Origin of the sequence: Marinobacter profundi (assembly GCF_002744715.1) — a bacterium.
GTDB lineage: Bacteria > Pseudomonadota > Gammaproteobacteria > Pseudomonadales > Oleiphilaceae > Marinobacter > Marinobacter profundi.
On the sequence record NZ_KZ319370.1, the window covers coordinates 268,414 to 286,159 of the forward strand.

The 17,746-nt window shown below is 65.1% G+C and carries 15 protein-coding genes; 4 read left to right on the top strand and 11 right to left on the bottom strand.

Going from position 1 to position 17,746, the window contains the following annotated elements; all coding sequences use genetic code 11:
- Nucleotides 1–13: 13 nt before the first annotated feature.
- Entirely contained in the window at nucleotides 14–1,342 is a 1,329-nt protein-coding gene (locus tag CLH61_RS09250; RefSeq protein ID WP_228152604.1) for a CmpA/NrtA family ABC transporter substrate-binding protein, read from the bottom strand.
- 640 nt (nucleotides 1,343–1,982) lie between these two features.
- Between CLH61_RS09250 and CLH61_RS09255 the strand changes: the two genes are divergently transcribed.
- A complete protein-coding gene (locus tag CLH61_RS09255; RefSeq protein ID WP_228152589.1) occupies nucleotides 1,983–4,694 on the top strand; it encodes a nitrate reductase in 2,712 nt (903 codons plus the stop codon).
- A gap of 13 nt (nucleotides 4,695–4,707) precedes the next feature.
- Here the strand turns inward: CLH61_RS09255 and CLH61_RS09260 are convergent, their stop codons facing one another.
- From CLH61_RS09260 to CLH61_RS09295, 8 genes are all read right to left on the bottom strand, one after another.
- A complete protein-coding gene (locus CLH61_RS09260) occupies nucleotides 4,708–5,430 on the bottom strand; it encodes a hypothetical protein (RefSeq protein ID WP_228152590.1) in 723 nt (240 codons plus the stop codon).
- A 143-nt stretch (nucleotides 5,431–5,573) separates the two neighbouring features.
- Complete coding sequence (locus CLH61_RS09265; protein WP_099614431.1) at nucleotides 5,574–6,092, bottom strand: Hcp family type VI secretion system effector; 519 nt, start codon at nucleotides 6,090–6,092, stop codon at nucleotides 5,574–5,576.
- A 228-nt stretch (nucleotides 6,093–6,320) separates the two neighbouring features.
- Nucleotides 6,321–8,117, bottom strand: a complete 1,797-nt coding sequence (locus CLH61_RS09270) for a bifunctional protein-serine/threonine kinase/phosphatase (protein ID WP_228152591.1) — start codon at nucleotides 8,115–8,117, stop codon at nucleotides 6,321–6,323.
- A 59-nt stretch (nucleotides 8,118–8,176) separates the two neighbouring features.
- Nucleotides 8,177–9,031 carry a formate/nitrite transporter family protein gene (locus CLH61_RS09275; protein WP_099614432.1) on the bottom strand — a complete coding sequence of 285 codons (855 nt, stop codon included), beginning with the start codon at nucleotides 9,029–9,031 and terminating at the stop codon, nucleotides 8,177–8,179.
- A 347-nt stretch (nucleotides 9,032–9,378) separates the two neighbouring features.
- Nucleotides 9,379–10,122, bottom strand: a complete 744-nt coding sequence (locus CLH61_RS09280; RefSeq protein WP_228152592.1) for an energy transducer TonB — start codon at nucleotides 10,120–10,122, stop codon at nucleotides 9,379–9,381.
- Nucleotides 10,119–10,529, bottom strand: coding sequence for an ExbD/TolR family protein (locus CLH61_RS09285; protein ID WP_099614433.1), 411 nt, complete (start codon nucleotides 10,527–10,529; stop codon nucleotides 10,119–10,121). The genes CLH61_RS09280 and CLH61_RS09285 overlap by 4 nt, the downstream gene beginning before the upstream one ends.
- On the bottom strand, nucleotides 10,522–10,926 hold the full coding sequence (locus tag CLH61_RS09290) for an ExbD/TolR family protein (protein WP_099614434.1): 405 nt from the start codon (nucleotides 10,924–10,926) through the stop codon (nucleotides 10,522–10,524). The genes CLH61_RS09285 and CLH61_RS09290 overlap by 8 nt, the downstream gene beginning before the upstream one ends.
- Nucleotides 10,913–11,698, bottom strand: coding sequence for a MotA/TolQ/ExbB proton channel family protein (locus tag CLH61_RS09295; protein WP_099614435.1), 786 nt, complete (start codon nucleotides 11,696–11,698; stop codon nucleotides 10,913–10,915). Before CLH61_RS09295 ends, CLH61_RS09290 begins: the two co-directional genes overlap by 14 nt.
- A gap of 174 nt (nucleotides 11,699–11,872) precedes the next feature.
- Here CLH61_RS09295 and CLH61_RS09300 point away from each other — a divergent pair, with 174 nt between their 5' ends.
- Nucleotides 11,873–13,510: a sensor domain-containing diguanylate cyclase gene (locus tag CLH61_RS09300; protein WP_099614436.1), complete on the top strand. Its 1,638-nt coding sequence runs from the start codon at nucleotides 11,873–11,875 to the stop codon at nucleotides 13,508–13,510.
- A 38-nt stretch (nucleotides 13,511–13,548) separates the two neighbouring features.
- Here CLH61_RS09300 and CLH61_RS09305 read toward each other — a convergent pair whose 3' ends face one another.
- Both CLH61_RS09305 and CLH61_RS09310 read right to left on the bottom strand, forming a co-directional pair.
- Nucleotides 13,549–14,316 (bottom strand): sulfite exporter TauE/SafE family protein, encoded by a 768-nt coding sequence (locus CLH61_RS09305; RefSeq protein ID WP_099614437.1) that lies wholly within the window; start codon nucleotides 14,314–14,316, stop codon nucleotides 13,549–13,551.
- A 30-nt stretch (nucleotides 14,317–14,346) separates the two neighbouring features.
- Nucleotides 14,347–15,483 (bottom strand): lysozyme family protein, encoded by a 1,137-nt coding sequence (locus CLH61_RS09310; protein WP_099614438.1) that lies wholly within the window; start codon nucleotides 15,481–15,483, stop codon nucleotides 14,347–14,349.
- A gap of 70 nt (nucleotides 15,484–15,553) precedes the next feature.
- Between CLH61_RS09310 and CLH61_RS09315 the strand changes: the two genes are divergently transcribed.
- Together CLH61_RS09315 and CLH61_RS09320 are read left to right on the top strand one after the other, a co-directional pair.
- Nucleotides 15,554–16,093 (top strand): glutathione peroxidase, encoded by a 540-nt coding sequence (locus tag CLH61_RS09315; RefSeq protein WP_099614439.1) that lies wholly within the window; start codon nucleotides 15,554–15,556, stop codon nucleotides 16,091–16,093.
- A 94-nt stretch (nucleotides 16,094–16,187) separates the two neighbouring features.
- On the top strand, nucleotides 16,188–17,693 hold the full coding sequence (locus CLH61_RS09320) for an amidase (protein WP_099614440.1): 1,506 nt from the start codon (nucleotides 16,188–16,190) through the stop codon (nucleotides 17,691–17,693).
- Nucleotides 17,694–17,746 lie beyond the last annotated feature (53 nt).

A 17,746-nucleotide genomic window follows, 5' to 3' on the forward strand; every position in this document is an offset into this window, starting at 1 on the left:
CTGGCAGGCCCCGTTACGGAGTCGCACTGCCTTTCAGTCCGATGGCAAAGCTGTCGATGTAGGCGTTCGGGGTGCGGGGGGTAAAGGGCACCCCGTCGATGAGTCCGCCCTGGTGGGGGCGCTCAAAATTCTCCGCGGTGAAGTCCGGAAAGTCGCTGGCCGCCAGAATGCCGTCCCGGATCAGGGATTGCGCGGCCTGCTGGTAGATATCGCCACGGTAGACCCGGGCCGCGGTGGCCAGGTACCAGCTGTCCGGTCTGGCTTCCGGAATTTGGCCCCAGCGGCGCATCTGGCTGAGGTACCAGATCGCATCGGACGGGTACGGATAGGTGGCGTGGTAGCGGAAGAAGACGTTGAAGTCCGGCACCTCGCGGACGTCCCCCTTCTGGTATTCGAAGGTGCCGGTCATGGAATTGGCGATCACTTCGGCATCGGCCCCCACGTAGCTGGGTCGTGCCAGGATGGCGACCGCCTGCTCGCGGTTGGCATTGTTGTTCTGGTCCAGCCAGTGGGCGGCACGGATCAGCGCCCGCAACAGCCGCAGGTGGGTGTTGGGGTTGGCTTCGGCCCACTGCCGGGTGACCCCGAAGACTTTCTCCGGGTTGTTGGGCCAGATCTCGTAATCGGTGATCACCGGTACGCCGATGCCCTTGAAGACCGCTTGCTGGTTCCAGGGCTCGCCGACGCAATAGCCCTGGATGGTGCCAGCCTCCATGGTCGCCGGCATCTGGGGTGGCGGGGTTACCGACAGGTGCACGTCAGCCTGCAGGGTGCCGCTGGTGTCGCCCCGCTGGGGCGCATAGAAGCCCGGGTTCAGGCCACCGGCGGCCAGCCAGTAGCGCAGTTCGTAGTTGTGGGTGGACACCGGGAACACCATGCCCATGCGGAAAGGTTCACCGCGCTCGCGATAGTGCTCCACCACCGGCACCAGGGCGCTGGCACTGATGGGGTGCGCCGGCTTGCCGTCCGCTTGGCCGAGGTGCGGGCGCATGATGTCCCACACGTCGTTAGCGACGGTTATGCCGTTGCCGTTCAGGTCCATACTGAACGCGGTGATGATGTCTGCCTGGGTGCCGTAGCCGATGCTGGCGCCGAGGGGCTGGCCGGCCAGCATGTGGGCACCGTCCAGTTCGCCGGTGATCACCCGGTCCAGCAGGACTTTCCAGTTGGCCTGGGCCTCCAGTTCCACGAACAGGCCCTCATCCATGAAGAATCCCTGCTCCCAGGCCACCGCCAGGGGAGCCATGTCGGTCAGTTTAATAAAACCGAGCCGCAGATCCGGTTTTTCCGCCGGGCTCAGGTCCGCCCGGGCCGTCAGCGTTGTCGTCCACAGGGAAACCATCAGGGCCAGCCCGAGCAGCTGTCGGAGCCGGCTGCCGAGGAGATTCAGAGGTGTCTTCATCATGGGTTGCCTCGCCATGTTGTACTCAGAAGGAAACGGTTATCCGGCGCAAGCGGTATCCGGATAACCCTGGTAAACCCAAGCAAAAACGCCCGCCCTCCGTTGCCGGAAGGCAGGCGCCGATGCCTGAAAAGCTGTTGTGGTCGCGAAGCCGGGAGCAGGCCGGTTTGCGAACCAGGCGGCTGGTGAAGGGTCACCGCCATGCCCGGGATTCAGTGTTGTCTCTGCACAGTGCGTGCCATTTTTAAAACGCTATTGAAAACAGGGGGTAAGAAGACGGCTGCCGAACAGCGAGCCCGGGCGGTGACCGGTAACGGAGCGTTTTAGTGCAATCGGCGCGGGTTGTGCACCACCCTGAAACCAGCTGCGGCCGGTGCTGCCGGGTGACGCTTGCGCCAAGATGCCGTGCCAGCGCCGAGCACCCCGGAGTGGCCCTGTTATTGCTTTGATTTCGCCAGCGACTGTCTATGGGCAGTCAGAAAACAGCCACTGCAGGCAACGAAGCCCGTATTCGCCCTTCACCGGTTACTGACGGAAGGTGACGAATACGGGCTTTTGTGTCTGTTGCCGGAGGAGAAAGGTGAAGTCATTCAGCCAGGATTCCGTTATAGCGGGCGCTCCGTCGCCCATTGCGACCACGTGCCCGTACTGCGGGGTTGGCTGCGGGGTACGGGCCCGGCCCGACCAGGTAGCCGGGGACCGCAGTCACCCCGCCAACGCCGGCCGCTTGTGTGTCAAGGGCTCGGCCCTGCATGAAACCCTGGTGCCGGCGGGGCGACTGCTCCGGCCCAGGGTTGCGGGCCGGGAGCAGACCTGGTCGCAGGCGTTAGCGGCCGCTGCCGGGGCAATCCGGCAGGCGGTGGCAGAGCATGGCCCGGGCTCGGTAGCCTTTTACCTCTCCGGCCAGTTGCTGACCGAGGATTACTATGTTGCCAACAAGCTCGCCAAGGGCTTTATCGGTACCCCTCACGTTGATACCAATTCCCGCCTGTGCATGTCGTCTGCGGTGGCCGCCCACAAGCGGGCTTTCGGGGAGGACTGTGTGCCGGGCTGCTATGAAGACCTGGAGCTGGCGGATCTGCTGGTGCTGGCGGGCAGCAATGCAGCCTGGGCCCACCCGGTGTTGTACCAGCGCATGAAGGCGGCGGCTCGTGCCGGTCGCAAAGTGGTGGTTATCGATCCCCGTCGTACCGCAACCGCAGAGCTGGCGGATCTCCACCTGATGCTGAAACCGGGCACCGACACTGTGCTGTTCAACGGCCTGCTGGTCTGGCTGGCGGATCAGCAGGCGGTGGATCGGGTTTACCTCGCCCGCCACTGCAACGGCTACGACGAGGCGCTGGCCAGTGCCCGGGCCGCTGCGCCGTCGGTGCAGGCGGTTGCGGCCAGTTGCGGGTTGGAAGCGGACGACGTGGCGACCTTCTATCACTGGTTTGCGGTCACCGACCGCACCGTCACGGCGTTCTCCCAGGGCATCAACCAGTCGGTTGCCGGTACCGACAAGGGCAATGCCATCATCAACTGTCACCTGGCGTGCGGCCGGATCGGCAGGCCCGGCACCGGGCCGTTTTCCCTCACCGGTCAGCCCAACGCCATGGGCGGCCGCGAGGTGGGCGGCCTGGCCAATACCCTGGCCGCTCACATGGACTATGACAGCCCCGGCGCCCGGGAGCTGGTAGCCGGATTCTGGGGCGCGGCCGGTATTGCCGAAGGGCCGGGTCTGAAAGCGGTGGAGCTGTTTGAAGCGGTTCACCGGGGGGAGATCCGGGTGCTTTGGGTGATGGGCACCAACCCGGCCGTCAGCCTGCCGGATTCATCGCGGGTCCGTGCCGCGCTCGCCCGGTGCCCTACGGTGATTGTCTCCGATTGCATGGCCGATACCGACACCACGGCGCTGGCGGATATCCTGTTACCGGCCGCCGGCTGGGGCGAAAAAGACGGCACCGTCACCAACTCCGAACGCTGCATCTCACGGCAACGGCAATTCCTGCCCCTGGCCGGTGACGCTCGCCCGGACTGGTGGATTATCACGGCGCTCGCCCGGCAACTGGGCCATGGTGAAGCGTTCGGCTACCGCGCTCCGGTCGAGATTTTTCGCGAGCATGCCGCACTGTCGGCACTGGGCAATCACGGCCGGCGCAAATTCGACATCGCCGCCCTCGCCGGCCTGGCCCCGCAGCAATACGATGACCTGGCACCGCTGCAGTGGCCGGTTGGCGTCGATGGTCACGGCAGGCTGACGGGCACGCCACGACTGTTCAGTAACGGTAATTTCGCCACCCCGGATGGCCGGGCCCGCCTGGTGCCGGTAACAACGGTCGCACCCCGCCAGCAAACCACGGTGGCCGCCCCGCTGGTGGTCAACAGTGGCCGGATTCGTGACCAGTGGCACACCATGACCCGTACTGCCCTGGCCCCGCGCCTGCTGGCACACCGCCCGGAACCGTTCATCGAGGTTCACCCGGCGGATGCCCGGCGCCTTGGCTTGCAGGACGGTGACCTGGGCCAGCTCACCGGCAGTGGCAACGGCCGGTTTACCGGACGGGTCCGCCTTACCGAGGGCCAGCGACCGGGGGAGGTGTTTGTGCCCATTCACTGGAACCAGCGCTTCACCGGCCAGGGTCTGGCGAGTGCCCTGGTGGCGCCGGTAACCGACCCGCTTTCCGGTCAGCCGGAAGCCAAGCACGGTGTGGCCAGCCTGCGTCCGTTGCGGGCGCGCTGGCATGCCTGCGTGCTCCAGCGCCGTGGTCGTGGCTGGCAGCCGCGCCAGGTGGGGCACGTCGGCTACTGGTGCCGGCAGCCACGGCTCCAGTGTGACAGCTGGTGGCTGGCCGGTGACGGTGTGGTTGACTGGCAACAGCAGGCGGCCCACTGGCTGGGCGGCGAGCCGCAACTGGTGATGGCCGACCCGGCGCAGGGCCGGTTCCGCGCTGCCCACCTGGTCGCTGGCCAGCTGCAGGCGGTGCTGCTGGTGGATGCCCGGGCGGACCAGTTGCCGGACCTCGGTTGGCTGTCCGGCTGTTTTGCCGAGGATGTCCTGGCTGCGCCGGTGCGGCGTGCCTTGCTGGCAGCAAAGGCGATCGGTAGCGAGGACGCCGGTGCGCTGGTGTGCAGCTGTTTCCAGGTTGGCGAACGGCAGATTGCCGCGGCGATCGAGAACGGCAGCCGGAGTGTGGAAGCGCTGGGCCAGCGTCTGCAATGCGGTACCAACTGCGGCTCCTGCATTCCCGAACTGCGGGGGTTGCTGGCCCGTTTCGGAGAAGCGGTGCTGCCCGCTCCGGGGATTGGCTGAGGCGGATCGGTTGTCAGGGAGTCGGCGGTTCCGGGCGGCGCAACAGGGACCAGGGAACCCGGTAGCGCAGGCCGCGGGACAAGCCACTGCACTGTACGGTACAGGTTTTGCGATTGACCCGGATGATTTCGCCGTCATGGCGCCGGGTGCCGTGGCGGAAGTACACCGCTTCCCCTACTTGCCAGTCATGGGCCTGCAGATGGCCGTCGGCTGTTGCAAACGGCGTGGCTGGCAGCGGAATGGCCAGCGCCTGTGATTGTTCGGCAAGGAACCGGCGGGTGGCGTCGGCGCCGCCGCTGGCGTGCAGCTGATCCAGGATCCGGTAAAAGTGCCGGTTGTGTACCGAGCCATAGCTGCGCTGCCCGGCGTTGTACTGCAGCAGGTGGGCAAACTCATGGCAACAGGTGTGGGCCAGCAGGTTGAGGGTGCTCAGCTCACCACCAAAGTAGCCCCGTTTGAGGATCTCCCGGGCGGATAACCAGCCGTGGGCGGAATCCGGCTGGTGTTTCGCCGCGATCATGCGGACACCGTAGGTAATCAGGTGCTGGCGGCGAGCCGGATCAAAGCGGTGGTAGGTTGCCTGCCCGGAGCCTACCCGGCAAACCAGTTCACTGCCTGGCGCCCGCTCCTGCAGCCAGTCCCTGGCCGGTCGCCACAGCCGGTGACGGGTGGCGTCGCACATGAGTTGGCCGAGCTGGCGGGCGCCGGGGAGACTTGGGGCGTGAAAGGCAGTCATCAGGTTCAGCAAACATCCGGTTTTGGTGTTGCCCAGGATGATACCTGCAGTTCCGGGCGGGATACAAAGCCGGGTGGCTGATGCGCCACAACCACAAACGGCAGACCTTGAGCCTGCCGTTTGCGGTGACCGGTCCCGAAGAATCAGGCCTCGAACGGCGAGCGCCAGTCGTCGGCACCGGAAGTACCGGCTACGGCGTGCTCCCAGGTAACCTTGCGGTAGGCCAGGGACACTTCCACCAGTTGGGTGAACTCGGCCTTGGCCGGGTCCTGGCAGTGGGGCATCTTGCAGTCGATGTTGATGATGGTGGCATCTTCGAGGATGGTGGAGAAGAAGTGCTCCTGCTTGCCCTCGACGGAGGTGCGGTACCACTTCATTTCAACCTTCGGCAGCATCTCGCCCGACGCCAGGGCGTTGTACATCAGCGGGGTGGCCTTGTTCAGTGCTGCGGTGAACCTGAACGGCTTGTGGACACGCTGGCCGGAGGGCTGGCCGGACTGGGGATCCGTCGGCACGGTAACCACATGGTTGAATTCCTGCACCAGCACTTCGTCTTCGTGGCCTTCCACATAGATGTTACCCACCGAGTCGGACGTGAACGCGCCGGCGGTGATGTTGCCCTGGGTCTGGCCTTCGATGCTGATATAACAAGGAGTTGGCATTAGTCTGCTCCATGACTGTAAGTTGAATGGTTGTCCCCGGGTGATTCCCTGGACGCCGAGGTTGTAAACAAATCCTGTGCCACCTCAGAAATAGCTATTTAAAACAATAAGTAATTGGTTATTGCGGGTTGCGAATCCCGGGTCGCAGGCAAGTGCTTGCCCGGCAACGGGCGATGACTTGCCGGCCGGGCCAGTTCTTGCCTGCACGGACGGCCAGACCCCTGCGGGTCAGTCCGCCGCCAGCACGGCCAGCAGCGCCACCAGCAACCCCAGCGACACGGTCTGCCAGAAGGCCACGGGATGGCGCTCCATCAGGGGCTGCCGCGGGCGGCTGTGCCAGTCGGTCGGTGGCTGCCTGAGGTCGAACAGCCATTCGGACAATGCGGGGTAGCGCCGGTGGGGCTCGATGGCAACGGCCCGGGCAATGGCCGGGTCCACCCAGGCCGGAAGGTCCGGGCGGAGCCGGCCGAGCGGTCGATACCGTAACCTCCGTTGCTGGCCGAGGGTGTGGGCCTTGGGCAGGTCCGCGCCATAGGGCAGCTGGCCGCTCAGCAGCTGATAGGTAAGGACGCCGAGGCCAAACTGGTCGCTCAGCCAGCCGCCGGGGTCGCCGAGCAGGCATTCCGGAGCGCTGTACAGCGCCGCGCCCTGGGGCCAGTGGGCCTGCTGATCCGGTGCCAGTTCCCGGAGCCCGGCCACCCGGGTCGCGCCGAAGTCGATCAGGGTAACCGTGCCGTGACCATCCACCAGGATGTTGTCCGGCTTGAGATCACCGTGCACCATCTCCAGCCGGTGGAAGGCCCGCAGGCCGCGGGCGATCTGGGTGACCAGGTTGCGCACCGATTCCAGGTCGGGGCCCGGGTTGTCCAGCATCCACTGTTTCAGGGTCTTGCCGGCAACGAATTCGGTGGCGAGGTAACGGTAACTGCGCTGCCGGTCTACCGCATGGGGTCTGACCACATGATCGCTGTTGATCCGACGGGCTACCCATTCCTCGGCCTGGAACTGCTCCAGGTACTGGCTGTTATCGCGCTGTTCGGTCGACGGGCACTTGATCACCACCTCCCCGCCGGAGGCCTCGTCCACCGCGAGGTAGACGTGGCTGCGACTGCTGGCGTGAAGCAGGCGCAGGATGCGGTAACCGTCAAAGCGCTGGCCGGGTCGCAATTCCGCTGCGAAGGGCAGCTCCAGCCAGTGCCGCTGCAGGTCGGCCGGCAGGCGGTGGCGGGGCAGCGCCTCGACGCGGATGAGCTGCAGGGTGAGGTTGTCCGGACTACCTCCGGCGAGGGCAGCCTCCACCATGGCCCGGGCGGCGGTATCCAGGTCGTCGTGGTGAGCCTGCAGGAGGTTGGCGAAGTCGCTTTCCCGGAGGTAGTCATAGAGGCCGTCGGTGGCCAGCACGAACAGATCGCCCGGCCGGACCGCGACCTGCTGATACTCCACATCGAGGCCCGGCTCCATGCCCAGGGCCCGAGTCAGGCAGGACTGCTCTGCCGACAGCGACAACCGGTGATCGGTGGTGAGTTGCTCCAGCCGCTGACCGGCGACGCGGTAGATCCGGGTGTCGCCGACATGGAAGACGTGGGCGGTGGCAGATTTCAGGATCAGCGCACTGAACGTGCAGACGTAACCACGGTCAAGGTCGTAACGATAGCGACTCTGCCGGGTCTGCGCGTGCAGCCAGGCATTGGTGGCCCGCAGCACCCGTCCCGCCGACTGCTGCACAGTCCAGCTGTCCGGCGTGGAATAGTAATCGCTGAGGAAGCCGGCGACCGCGGCCTCGCTGGCGATCTGGCTGACATTACTGCTGCTGATGCCATCGGCAATCGCAATGGCAATGCCCTTGGTGGTCAACGGGTGGCCGCGGGGGATGCACAGGCCGTGGAAGTCCTGGTTAAGTGGTTTGCGGCCGGCACTGGAGTACTGGCCGCTGGTAATCCGCAACTCGGCGCGGCGGTCCGGACCGGGCTCACACCCAGGCGCGGGCTTGCCAGTGGGCGTGGGAGTGGGCATGGGAGTGGGCATGAGAGTGATCCGGTCTGTCATGGCAATGCCCCGGCCGCAGGCTGGCCGGGGCGCCGGTGTCAGCTGCGGCTGGCCGACAGCGTGGCGCTGCCCATCGCCGGCTGTGCCATATCGCGCCGGGGTGCGGTGCGCACGTGGGTGACGTAAAGGGTGAGACCGGTGAATGCGAGACCGCCGACCAGATTGCCCAGGGCCGTGGGAATCTCGTTCCAGATGAAGTAGTCGGCAATGGAGAAGCCGCCGCCCATCAGCATGGCAGACGGAAACAGGAACATGTTGACCACGGAATGCTCGAAGCCCATGAAAAAGAACAGCATGATCGGCATCCACATGGCGAGGAACTTGCCGCTGACACTGGTGGAGATCATGGCGCCGACCACGCCCATGGAGACCATCCAGTTGCACAGCATGCCGCGGATAAAGATGGTGAGCCAGCCGGCAAGGCCGTACTCGGCGTAGCCCAGGGTACGGGCTTCACCGACACTGGCCAGTTTTTCGCCGATGGGACCCGGCTCGGTGTTGAAGCCGTAGGTGAAGATGAACGCCATCAGGAAGGCGACGGTGAGCGCGCCGGCAAAGTTGCCGAGGAACACCCAGCCCCAGTTGCGGAGGATGGCGCTGACGGTGACGCCCGGGCGTTTGTCGAGCAGGGCCAGCGGGGTCAGCATGAACACCCCGGTGAGCAGGTCAAAGCCCATCAGGTAAAGCATGATGAAACCGACCGGGAACAGCAGGGCCCCGATCAGGAACACGCCGGTCTGCACCGCGACCGTAATGGCAAATGCCGCCGCCAGTGCCAGGATAGCGCCGGCCATAAACGCCCGTATCAGGGTATCCCGCGTTGACATGTAGATTTTGGATTCGCCGGCATCGACCATTTTGGTCGCAAACTCGGATGGCACGATATAAGACATAGTATTCCCCTCTGATCCGCTTGATCGTCCGCGGCCCGTCGGAGGGCGCAGCGATCCGGATTCGCCACAAAAAAACGGCGCTGCCCGTTGCCGTTTACATCGGAAACAGGAAGACGCCGTCGTCTGAATCAGGTTGTCACTGGAACTTGCAGGGGTCGCTGTTGACCCTGTTCTGAATCAAGCAGACTCTGTGCCAGCGTTGGTTTTTGTTTAAATTAATTCTAATAATCAGGTGGTTACAGAGAATATGCTGCCGCCAGTCGGGGTTTGGCCTCCCTGCCCCGGGCTGGCGGTGCCCCGGATCTGTGCGTCGCTTGCACGGTCCTGGTCCGGGCCGGTGTGGGGCTTCAGCGCAGGCTGAAGCGCACCGGAAGGGCAAAGCTGAAGCTTGCGCCGGGCATCTGCTCGGGTACCGGCGGCAGCGGGTTGGCCTGTGCCAGCATGTCCAGGGCGGCCTGGTCGAGCAGGTCGTGACCGGAGGTTTCCCGCAGCCGGGTGCCGGTCAGGGTGCCGTCGCGACCAAAGCTGAACTCCAGTACCGGTACACCCTGCTGGCCGAGGCGGCGGGCGCGGCGGGGGTACTGGTAGAACCGGCTGATATGACGGATCAGCCGGCTCAGGTAGTTGTCCGTGTCCGCCGAGGCGCCGGCCGTCAGCGCTACTTCCTGTTGTGACACCGCCTGTTGTGACACTTCCTGGTTCTGCTCGGTGCGGTCGCCCTTGGCGTCGGCGGTGGCTGGTGTCGGGGCAGCGGCGCGGTCCGGCGGAGCTGCCGTCCTGGTTTGCGGTTGCGGTTGCCGCTCCGGCTCGGCGACCATTTCTGGCTCTGGCTCTGGCTCTGGCTCTGGCTCTGGCTCTGGCTCTGGCTCTGGGACCGGAGGGATTGGGGCTTCCGCTTCGGCGACCGGCTCTGCGGCGGTGTCTGCTCCGGCAAGGCTGATCCGGAGGGCCGGTGCGCGGTTGATGGCGGCATCGCCAACGGGCTGCAAGCGGATCGGCTGGTCAGGGAAGACAGCGGCGATGACCAGCCCGGCCAGCAGGCTGGCGACCACCAGCAGCAGGATCCGCATCCCCGGGCCCGGGCCGGTCATGGCTGGGGCTCCGTCAGCAGGATAACGTCGCGGAAGCCGCCCTGCTCCAGGGTGCGCAGCAGCTCCTCAAGGTCCGCCATGGTGACACTTCCGGCAGCGGCAATCCGCAAAGTCGGGCTGGCGTCCGGTGATGGCAGTTGCTGCAGCAGCCGGTCCCGGGCCACGGTTAACCCGGCCACCTTCAGTTCACCACTGGCCAGCAGGACGAGGTCCGCGTCGGGCGGTGCCGGGTCAGAGGCATTCGCGGCAGCGGGCAGTTCCGGCAGCGGAGTGTCGGCCAGCTGACCGGCAACGATGAAGAACATCAGCAGCAGGAAGACCAGGTTGATCAATGGCAGCAGGGCGTCTTCCACCCGGTCCAGGAGGGATTTGCCGGAGCTCTGCGGCGGCGGTACCAGCTCAGTCATGCTGCCGGCTCCCGGGATTCTGGCGCTGCCAGTGGGCTGCAATATCCACCTGGTCCAGTGTGCTCAGGGTGCGGGTGAATACACCGAGGCCGGTGGTGGCGGTGGTGGCCAGGTTGACTTCGGTAACCTGCTTTGCCTGCAGGGCCGCTACCAGCTCAGCCAGCGGCAGCGTCCGGCCGTCCCAGCTCACCTGCCCATCGGGGCCGACCAGCAGTTGCGGCAGCGGTGTACCGCCGGTCACCGGTGTGCCTGAGGTTCTGTTGTCCAGTTCAAGCAGGCCGACGGGCAACAGCCGGGAGGTCAGCATAAAGAACACCAGCAGGATAAACACCACGTCGATCAGCGGCGTGATACGGATCGGTAACGGCCGCGCAGGCCGGGGCTCAACCAGCTGCATTGGCAAGGCGGCGGTGGTGTTCGCTGATGACCGTGTGCTGGTCGCGACGGCGGGCTGCCGGCACTACCCGCGCGTCTTGCTGACGGGCCGGCTCCGGAATGGCTGGTGCGGTGGTGAGCAGGGTGACGAGGGTGCTGTTGATGGTTTTGCTGATCCGCCGCAGGCGGAACTCGGTCCAGGCGGCAAGGGCCGCGAAGGGAATGGCCACCACCAGGCCGGCGGCGGTGGTGGTCAGTGCTTCGTGGATACCGCCACTGAGCTGGCTGGCATTGGCGCGGCCCTCACTGGCGGCCATGGCACTGAAGGCATCCATCATGCCCAGCACAGTACCCAGCAGGCCCAGCAACGGCGCCAGGGCGGCAATCACCTCCAGAATTTTCAGCGGGGCCTCGAAGGGCTCGAGGGCGTGCTGGGCATCGCGGGCCAGCCGCTGCTGGAGTTTTTCGGGATCCTCGCGGCGGGTTTGAGCGTCAGTGGCAGTAAGGGCCAGTTGTACCATCGGGTTCAGTCGCGCCAGTCGCCCGGTGGAGGTAGCCAGGGCGGCGACATGCGCATCATTGGGTTCGGCTTGCCAGGTTGCGATGGCGCGACGCAGGCGGCGGGTCATCCGCGGTGCGAAGAGTGCGCCGAACAGCAACAGGTAAAAAAAGGTGGCCAGGCCGGTGATCGCCAGGGCGAGCAGAACCCACATTACCGGGCCGCCCATGTCGGTCAGTTGCAGGATCAGGCCTTCAAGGCCGGGAGCCGGAGCAGGCGGCAGAGCGGAAGACATGGCAATACCTCATAAAAATCTGGATCTAAATGATAACGATTAATATTAAAGTTGGGAAGTGGCATCAGTGATTGCGCTCAGGTCTGTTAAAATACCGGTTGATTCGGGGCGTTTCTGTCGTACCCTCGGAGTGATGAGCCCCCTTCACACAGTGCAGGAGTTGTTCTGACACCCATGTTGCGTCAGTGGTTTTCCAGCCTGGTCAATCGCGCCGTTGTTTTCGTGCTGACGGTGGTTGTGCTTGTTGCAGTGATCGTGGGTGTGGTGATTCACCTGGCGGACCAGAACCGTCTGGTTCCGGGTGGCACCTCCACCGCGGAAGTGATGTTCTGGGTGGTGCTTGCGGTCATCCTGTTGCTCGGGCCGCTGGTCTTCCTGGTGTTCCGCCGCCTGATGGCGCCCATGCGGGATCTGGCCGAGCAGATTGCCGACCGCCATCTCGGGCTTCGCCTGGCGCCGGTCAGGGTCGGTGGCGGACGGGAAATCCGGCGGGTCGCCGACACCTTCAACCAGATACTGGACGAACGCAATGAGGTGCTGGATTCCCTGGCCGAGCGGGAGGCCTTTTTCCGCTCGTTGTCGCGCAGTGCGCCGATCGGCATTATCCAGACCGATGTCCTCGGTCGCATCGAGTTCGTCAATCCCGCGTTCGAGCAGATCATGGGGAGTGACCCCCGCAGCCTGATCAACAGCTACCTGATCCAGGGTGTCTATGAGGAGGACCGGCCTGGCGCCATCCGTGAATGGCGGGCCGCACTGGCCAGCGGGAAGGTTTTCCGGGGCCAGTTCCGGGTTCGTCACCGGCCGGACAACGAGCTGCGCTGGGTGGACGTGATGACCGCGCCCATCGAAACCGACGACAAGTCCATCGGTACCATCACCGTAGTGCGGGACATCACCCACGAACTGGAGGTGGAAAGCCAGCTGCGTGATGAGCAGCAGCGCGCCGATGTGATCCTCGGTGTGCTGCAGGAGGGCGTTCTGATGGTGGATAACCGGGGCATTATCCGCTACGCCAACCGCGCCGCCTGTACCTTCCTCGGCGCCGGGGTTCGCTGGCAGCAAGGCAACTTCTTCGCGTTGGTTGAACTGGCCGCCGAGGGCGAGCCGCTGGCGCGGGAGGAACTGCTGGGTCGAGGTGATATCGACAGTCTCTATGCCGAGCTGCGTAATGGCCGGGGTCAGCAGTTTGCCGTGGAACTCACGCTGGTGCGGTTGCACCGGGGCGAGGCCAACGAGCGGCTGGTGGTGGTACTGCGGGATGACAGCGAGCGGCGGCGACAGGAACAGCGTCTGTCCTGGGAAGCCACCCATGACAGCCTGACCGGCCTGCTGAATCGCCGGGCTTTCAGTGCAGCGCTGGTGAAATGGCTGGGCGAAGCGCCAAACCTGGTTACTGCGAGCGTGCTGATGCTGATTGACCTGGACCATTTCAAGCCGGTCAACGATGAGGGTGGTCACCTGTTGGGTGATGACCTGTTACGGCGGCTTGGCCACTTGTTCAGCGCCGCAGTGCGCCAGTCTGACACGGTGGCGCGGATTGGCGGTGACGAATTCGGCATCATCCTGCCGGCCTGCGGCCTGGAGCGGGCCGCCGCGCTGGCAGAGAAGCTGCGGGCAGAGGTCGAGGCGCTGACCATCGAAAGCGGCGGCCGGGTGTTCGGTGTGACCACCAGCATCGGGCTGACCGAGTTGTCGGCCGCCGATGCCAGCCCCCGGGAGGCGATGGCCCGTGCCGATGAAGGCTGTTATGCGGCCAAGGCCCGGGGCCGCAACACCGTGGTCACGGTGCCCGTGCCGCCGGAGCAGTAACCGGCCCCCAGCCCCGGTCCTCACCCTGGCCCCTGGCCCTAGCCCCACCAGCCGGCGGCCACGCTGGCCTGCCAGAGCAGCCGCAGCGCGAGTACCGTCAATAACACGTTGAATATCCCGCTGAACTGGCGATTGCTGATCCGGCGGAGGGCATGCAAGCCCAGCCAGGTGCCGGCAAAGCCACAGCCGATCATCGCCAGAATAAACGGCAGCCAATCCCGGAACACGAAACCCGCGGCCCCGAACACCAGGGCTTTCGGTGCATGTTGCAAGGTCATGGCCGTGGCAAAGGTGGCAACGGTGACGAACCGGTCGGTATGCAACTGTTTGATGAATGCCGCCACCAGCGGACCGGTTGCCCCCACGAACAGGCTGATGAAGCTGGTCAGGGCCGAAGCCAGGAAAATGCCCGGCGTCCCAAAGGCTGCGGCCGGCAGGGCCGGACCCCAGCACAGCCAGAGCACGAACAGGCCGATGGTGAGTTGCCAGACGTGGGGTGGCAGGTCGACCAGCAGCCAGGCGCCGAGGGCCGCCCCGGCGATGACTCCGGGCAGGAAGGCGAGAATGACCCGCCAGTCGGTGTGACGCCAGGTCAGTACTGCCCGCCCGGTATTGGAACCGAGCTGGACCATGCCGTGGACCGGAATGATCGCCGCCGGAGGCATCCACATGGCCATCAGCACCAGCAACAGCACGCCGCCGCCGGCACCGAGGCTGGCGGTTATCATCGAGGTCACGACCGAACTCAGTAGCAGGGTGATGGCGGTGACGGTGGTCAGGCCATCGGGAATGAGGGTGAGGTCCAAGGTTACTCCGGGTCTGTTGGCAAACCGTGGTCACTCCGGCGTGCTGCAGAACCCGGTGTCTTTCAGGCGCGGCGAATGGCACAGCGCCTCGGTTGCCAGTTGTACATCGGCAACATAATACAGGGATGCCAGTCCCAGTCTATTGCGTCCCAGGTTGTGGAACACCATGCCAAAGGCAATGTCGCCGGCGGTATAGCTGTCGTGGTGCTCGGCAAAGTAGGCCGCCGGCCGGGCCAGTTCGCCTTCAGCCAGCAGTTCCCCCACCCGGCTGGCGCCACCGTGGAACGCCTGCACCAGCAGCAGGGTGAACAGTTCCTCGCGCTTGCCGGCCGGCAGGTGGCCAAAGCGGGCGTCGAAGTCGGCACGCAGGTTACGGGCATTCTGGCTGGTCAGCCTGAGGGCACAGTCGAGCTGGGCCAGCCGGTGCCAGTAGTTGGCCGGTTCGATCCCGCAATCCGCCAGCGCAGTGGTCGACAGCTGCATGATGCCGCGGGCATTGGCCGCGGAGTGCGCCCGCTGCCGGCCCCCGCTTTCGATCATCAGCTGGCCGGCGATCAGCCGCTGCATGCCCGCCGGCAGGTCGATGCGTTGCTGGCTGCTGCGGGTGCTGTAGACGTAGTCGAGGGCCTCGTGCAGCGGCCGGGGTTTGTCCTGGCTGGCAAAGGTGATGTCATCCCACGCCCCCCAGATCCGGTCGCCCGGCAGGGTGCCCAGATAGCGCGCCATGGCTTCCGGCAGGTCGACATGGGGCTGGTCGCAGGCCAGGGCAAAGGGGTAGCCGGTGGTGTCGGGGGCACCCGGGACCTGTTGTTCCACCTCGCCGCGGGTGACCAGGGTGGTTCGCAGGTTGTTGATCCGCTGCTGGGTCTCCGCCCGGGTGTCGCCGTTGTCCATATAACCTAGGAAGCGGCCGCGCATGTCGAACAGGATGTGACGATCAGTGTTGCTGCAATAGCCGGACTCCCCGAGCACCCAGCGCCGGATGGTCAGGATGTTCTGGTGAACGCCCTGGCTGACCCAGTAGGGCGAATTTCGAACCACCTGCACCCAGCCGGCGGGTTCTGTTGTGACGGTGTCCGGTACGGGGTCCTGTGGTTCGGCCCGTGCGGCCAGCGACAGGCTGGCCAGGGTAGTCATAACCAGGCAGCATTTGATCAGGTAGTTCATAGGCCTATTTGTTCTGTGCAGGAAAACCACTTGCCTGCCAGAATCGTAGCTATTGGCAGGAGGGACGTCCATGCTCGTTCAACGGCTTATCGTGATTGTAATGCTGGCTCTGTCGGCCCCGCTGGTTTTGGCGGAATGCCCCGACTGGCTGGTCGAAGAATTCAACCGCCTGCGCTCCACGGAAACGGTCAATCTGTGTGAGGCTTTTGCCGGCAAACCGTTACTGATCGTCAATACCGCCAGTTTTTGCGGCTATACCGGCCAGTTTACCGGCCTGGAAGCACTGCACCGATCCTACGGCCCCCGTGGCCTGGTTGTCATCGGAGTACCCTCCAACGACTTTCGCCAGGAAGCCGCATCCCAGGACAAAACTGCGGAAGTGTGTTTCGTGGACTATGAGGTGACCTTCACCATGACCGCGCCGCAGCGGGTGCGTGGCACCGACGCCCACCCGCTGTTCCGCGAGCTGGCCCGGCGCTCGGGCAGCGAGCCGCAGTGGAATTTCAACAAATACCTGGTCGACCAGGGCACCGGGGAGGTGCGTCATTTCAGCAGCCAGGTACGTCCCGGAGATGACAGCCTGAAAGGGGCAATTGAGTCACTTTTATAGCGTTACGGTTACGGTATGCTGGGGCATCCGCGCAGGGCCGGTTGCTGGCCCTGTCGGTTCACCGACACCCCGATAACAACAACCGGAAGTGACCATGAAGGAATCCGAATACCTGCGCCATGATGCCGTGGCCCTCGCTGAGCTGATCCGGCGTGGTGATGTGACAGCCCGTGAGGTGTGTGACGCCGCCATTGATCGTGCCGGCAAGGTCAACGGCCGGATCAACGCGATCTGCCACCCCCAGTTTTCCGCCGCGCTCCAGCAACCGGTACCCCCCGGTGCCGCCTTCGCCGGGGTGCCCTTCCTGCTCAAGGATCTGGCCCAGGAACAGGCGGGTGAACCCTGTACCTATGGCAGTCGCGGCCTGCTCCAGAACCTTGCGCTGCAGGATTCCGAGTTCGTCCGCCGCAGTCGTGGCGCGGGCCTGGTGTTTATCGGTCGTACCGCGACACCGGAGTTCGGGCTGAAGGCCGTCACCGAATCCCGCCTGTGGGGGCCGTCCCGCAATCCCTGGGATACCCGACTGACGCCGGGCGGTTCCAGTGGCGGCTCGGGTGCCGCGGTAGCAGCGGGTATCGTGCCCATGGCTGGTGCCAATGACGGCGGCGGCTCCATCCGCATTCCGGCCGCGTACAACGGCCTGTTCGGGCTCAAGCCGTCGCGGGGGCGGATCTCCTCCGGCCCGTACATGGGCGAGGCCTGGACCGGTGCGTCCACCGACCATGTGGTCACTCGCACGGTGCGTGACAGCGCAGCCATGCTTGATGTCCTTGCCGGCTCTGCCAGTGGCGACCCGTTCACCATTGCACCGCCGCCGGGTCGATACGCGGAGCTGATGAAACAGCCGCCCCGCAAGTTGCGGATTGGCATGTTTACCGCCTCGCCCTATGGCACCGAGGTGGCACCGGAGTGCGTGGCCGCGGTTGAGGAAACCGCCCGCCTGCTGACCGGCCTGGGTCACGAAGTGGAGCTGGCCGGGCCGGACTTTGACGGTATGGCGCTGGCGCGCTGTTACCTGGCACTGTACTTCGGTGAAGTCTCTGCCCTGATGGCCCGGGCACAGGAGGAGTTTGGCGCCCGTGACAACGACTTTGAACTCGAAACCCGGCTGATCGCCATGCTGGGCAGGAGTATGCCACTGCCCGATTATGTGCGCCGTCGCCAGCAGTGGAACGACTTTGCCCGTGCCCTCGGGTCGTTCTTTGAGCGCTATGATCTCTACCTGTGTCCGACTACCGGCCAGTTGCCGGCCCGTATCGGACAGCTGGACACCCCGGCACACATGCAGCTGGCGGCACGGCTGATGCTTGCCCTGAAGGCCGGTACCCTGGTGCATCGCAGCGGCCAGGTCGATCAGATGGCGCTGGAAAGCCTGGCGCGAACGCCGTTTACCCAGCTCGGCAACCTGACCGGTACGCCGGCCATGTCGGTGCCGCTGCACTGGACTGAATCGGGTTTGCCGGTGGGGGTCCAGTTTGGCGCTGGCCATGGCGAGGATGCCCTGTTGCTGCAGCTGGCGGCCCAGCTTGAAGAGGCGTCACCCTGGTTTGCCCATTACCAGCGGGCGGAGGCTGCGGTGGCCCAGGGTGATCCGGGATAACGCTCTGCACGTTTATCTTTGTAGCCGGAACAGGCTATGCTGTGAATCAGGGA

What these genes read in the sequence shown, in the direction of transcription:
- CLH61_RS09250 (WP_228152604.1), bottom strand. Translation starts at nt 1,342, where the DNA reads ATGGTTTCCCTGTGGACGACAACGCTGACGGCCCGGGCGGACCTGAGC.
- CLH61_RS09260 (WP_228152590.1), bottom strand. Translation starts at nt 5,430, where the DNA reads ATGACTGCCTTTCACGCCCCAAGTCTCCCCGGCGCCCGCCAGCTCGGC.
- CLH61_RS09265 (WP_099614431.1), bottom strand. Translation starts at nt 6,092, where the DNA reads ATGCCAACTCCTTGTTATATCAGCATCGAAGGCCAGACCCAGGGCAAC.
- CLH61_RS09270 (WP_228152591.1), bottom strand. Translation starts at nt 8,117, where the DNA reads ATGCCCACTCCCATGCCCACTCCCACGCCCACTGGCAAGCCCGCGCCT.
- CLH61_RS09275 (WP_099614432.1), bottom strand. Translation starts at nt 9,031, where the DNA reads ATGTCTTATATCGTGCCATCCGAGTTTGCGACCAAAATGGTCGATGCC.
- CLH61_RS09280 (WP_228152592.1), bottom strand. Translation starts at nt 10,122, where the DNA reads ATGACCGGCCCGGGCCCGGGGATGCGGATCCTGCTGCTGGTGGTCGCC.
- CLH61_RS09285 (WP_099614433.1), bottom strand. Translation starts at nt 10,529, where the DNA reads ATGACTGAGCTGGTACCGCCGCCGCAGAGCTCCGGCAAATCCCTCCTG.
- CLH61_RS09290 (WP_099614434.1), bottom strand. Translation starts at nt 10,926, where the DNA reads ATGCAGCTGGTTGAGCCCCGGCCTGCGCGGCCGTTACCGATCCGTATC.
- CLH61_RS09295 (WP_099614435.1), bottom strand. Translation starts at nt 11,698, where the DNA reads ATGTCTTCCGCTCTGCCGCCTGCTCCGGCTCCCGGCCTTGAAGGCCTG.
- CLH61_RS09300 (WP_099614436.1), top strand. Translation starts at nt 11,873, where the DNA reads ATGTTGCGTCAGTGGTTTTCCAGCCTGGTCAATCGCGCCGTTGTTTTC.
- CLH61_RS09310 (WP_099614438.1), bottom strand. Translation starts at nt 15,483, where the DNA reads ATGAACTACCTGATCAAATGCTGCCTGGTTATGACTACCCTGGCCAGC.
- CLH61_RS09315 (WP_099614439.1), top strand. Translation starts at nt 15,554, where the DNA reads ATGCTCGTTCAACGGCTTATCGTGATTGTAATGCTGGCTCTGTCGGCC.
- CLH61_RS09320 (WP_099614440.1), top strand. Translation starts at nt 16,188, where the DNA reads ATGAAGGAATCCGAATACCTGCGCCATGATGCCGTGGCCCTCGCTGAG.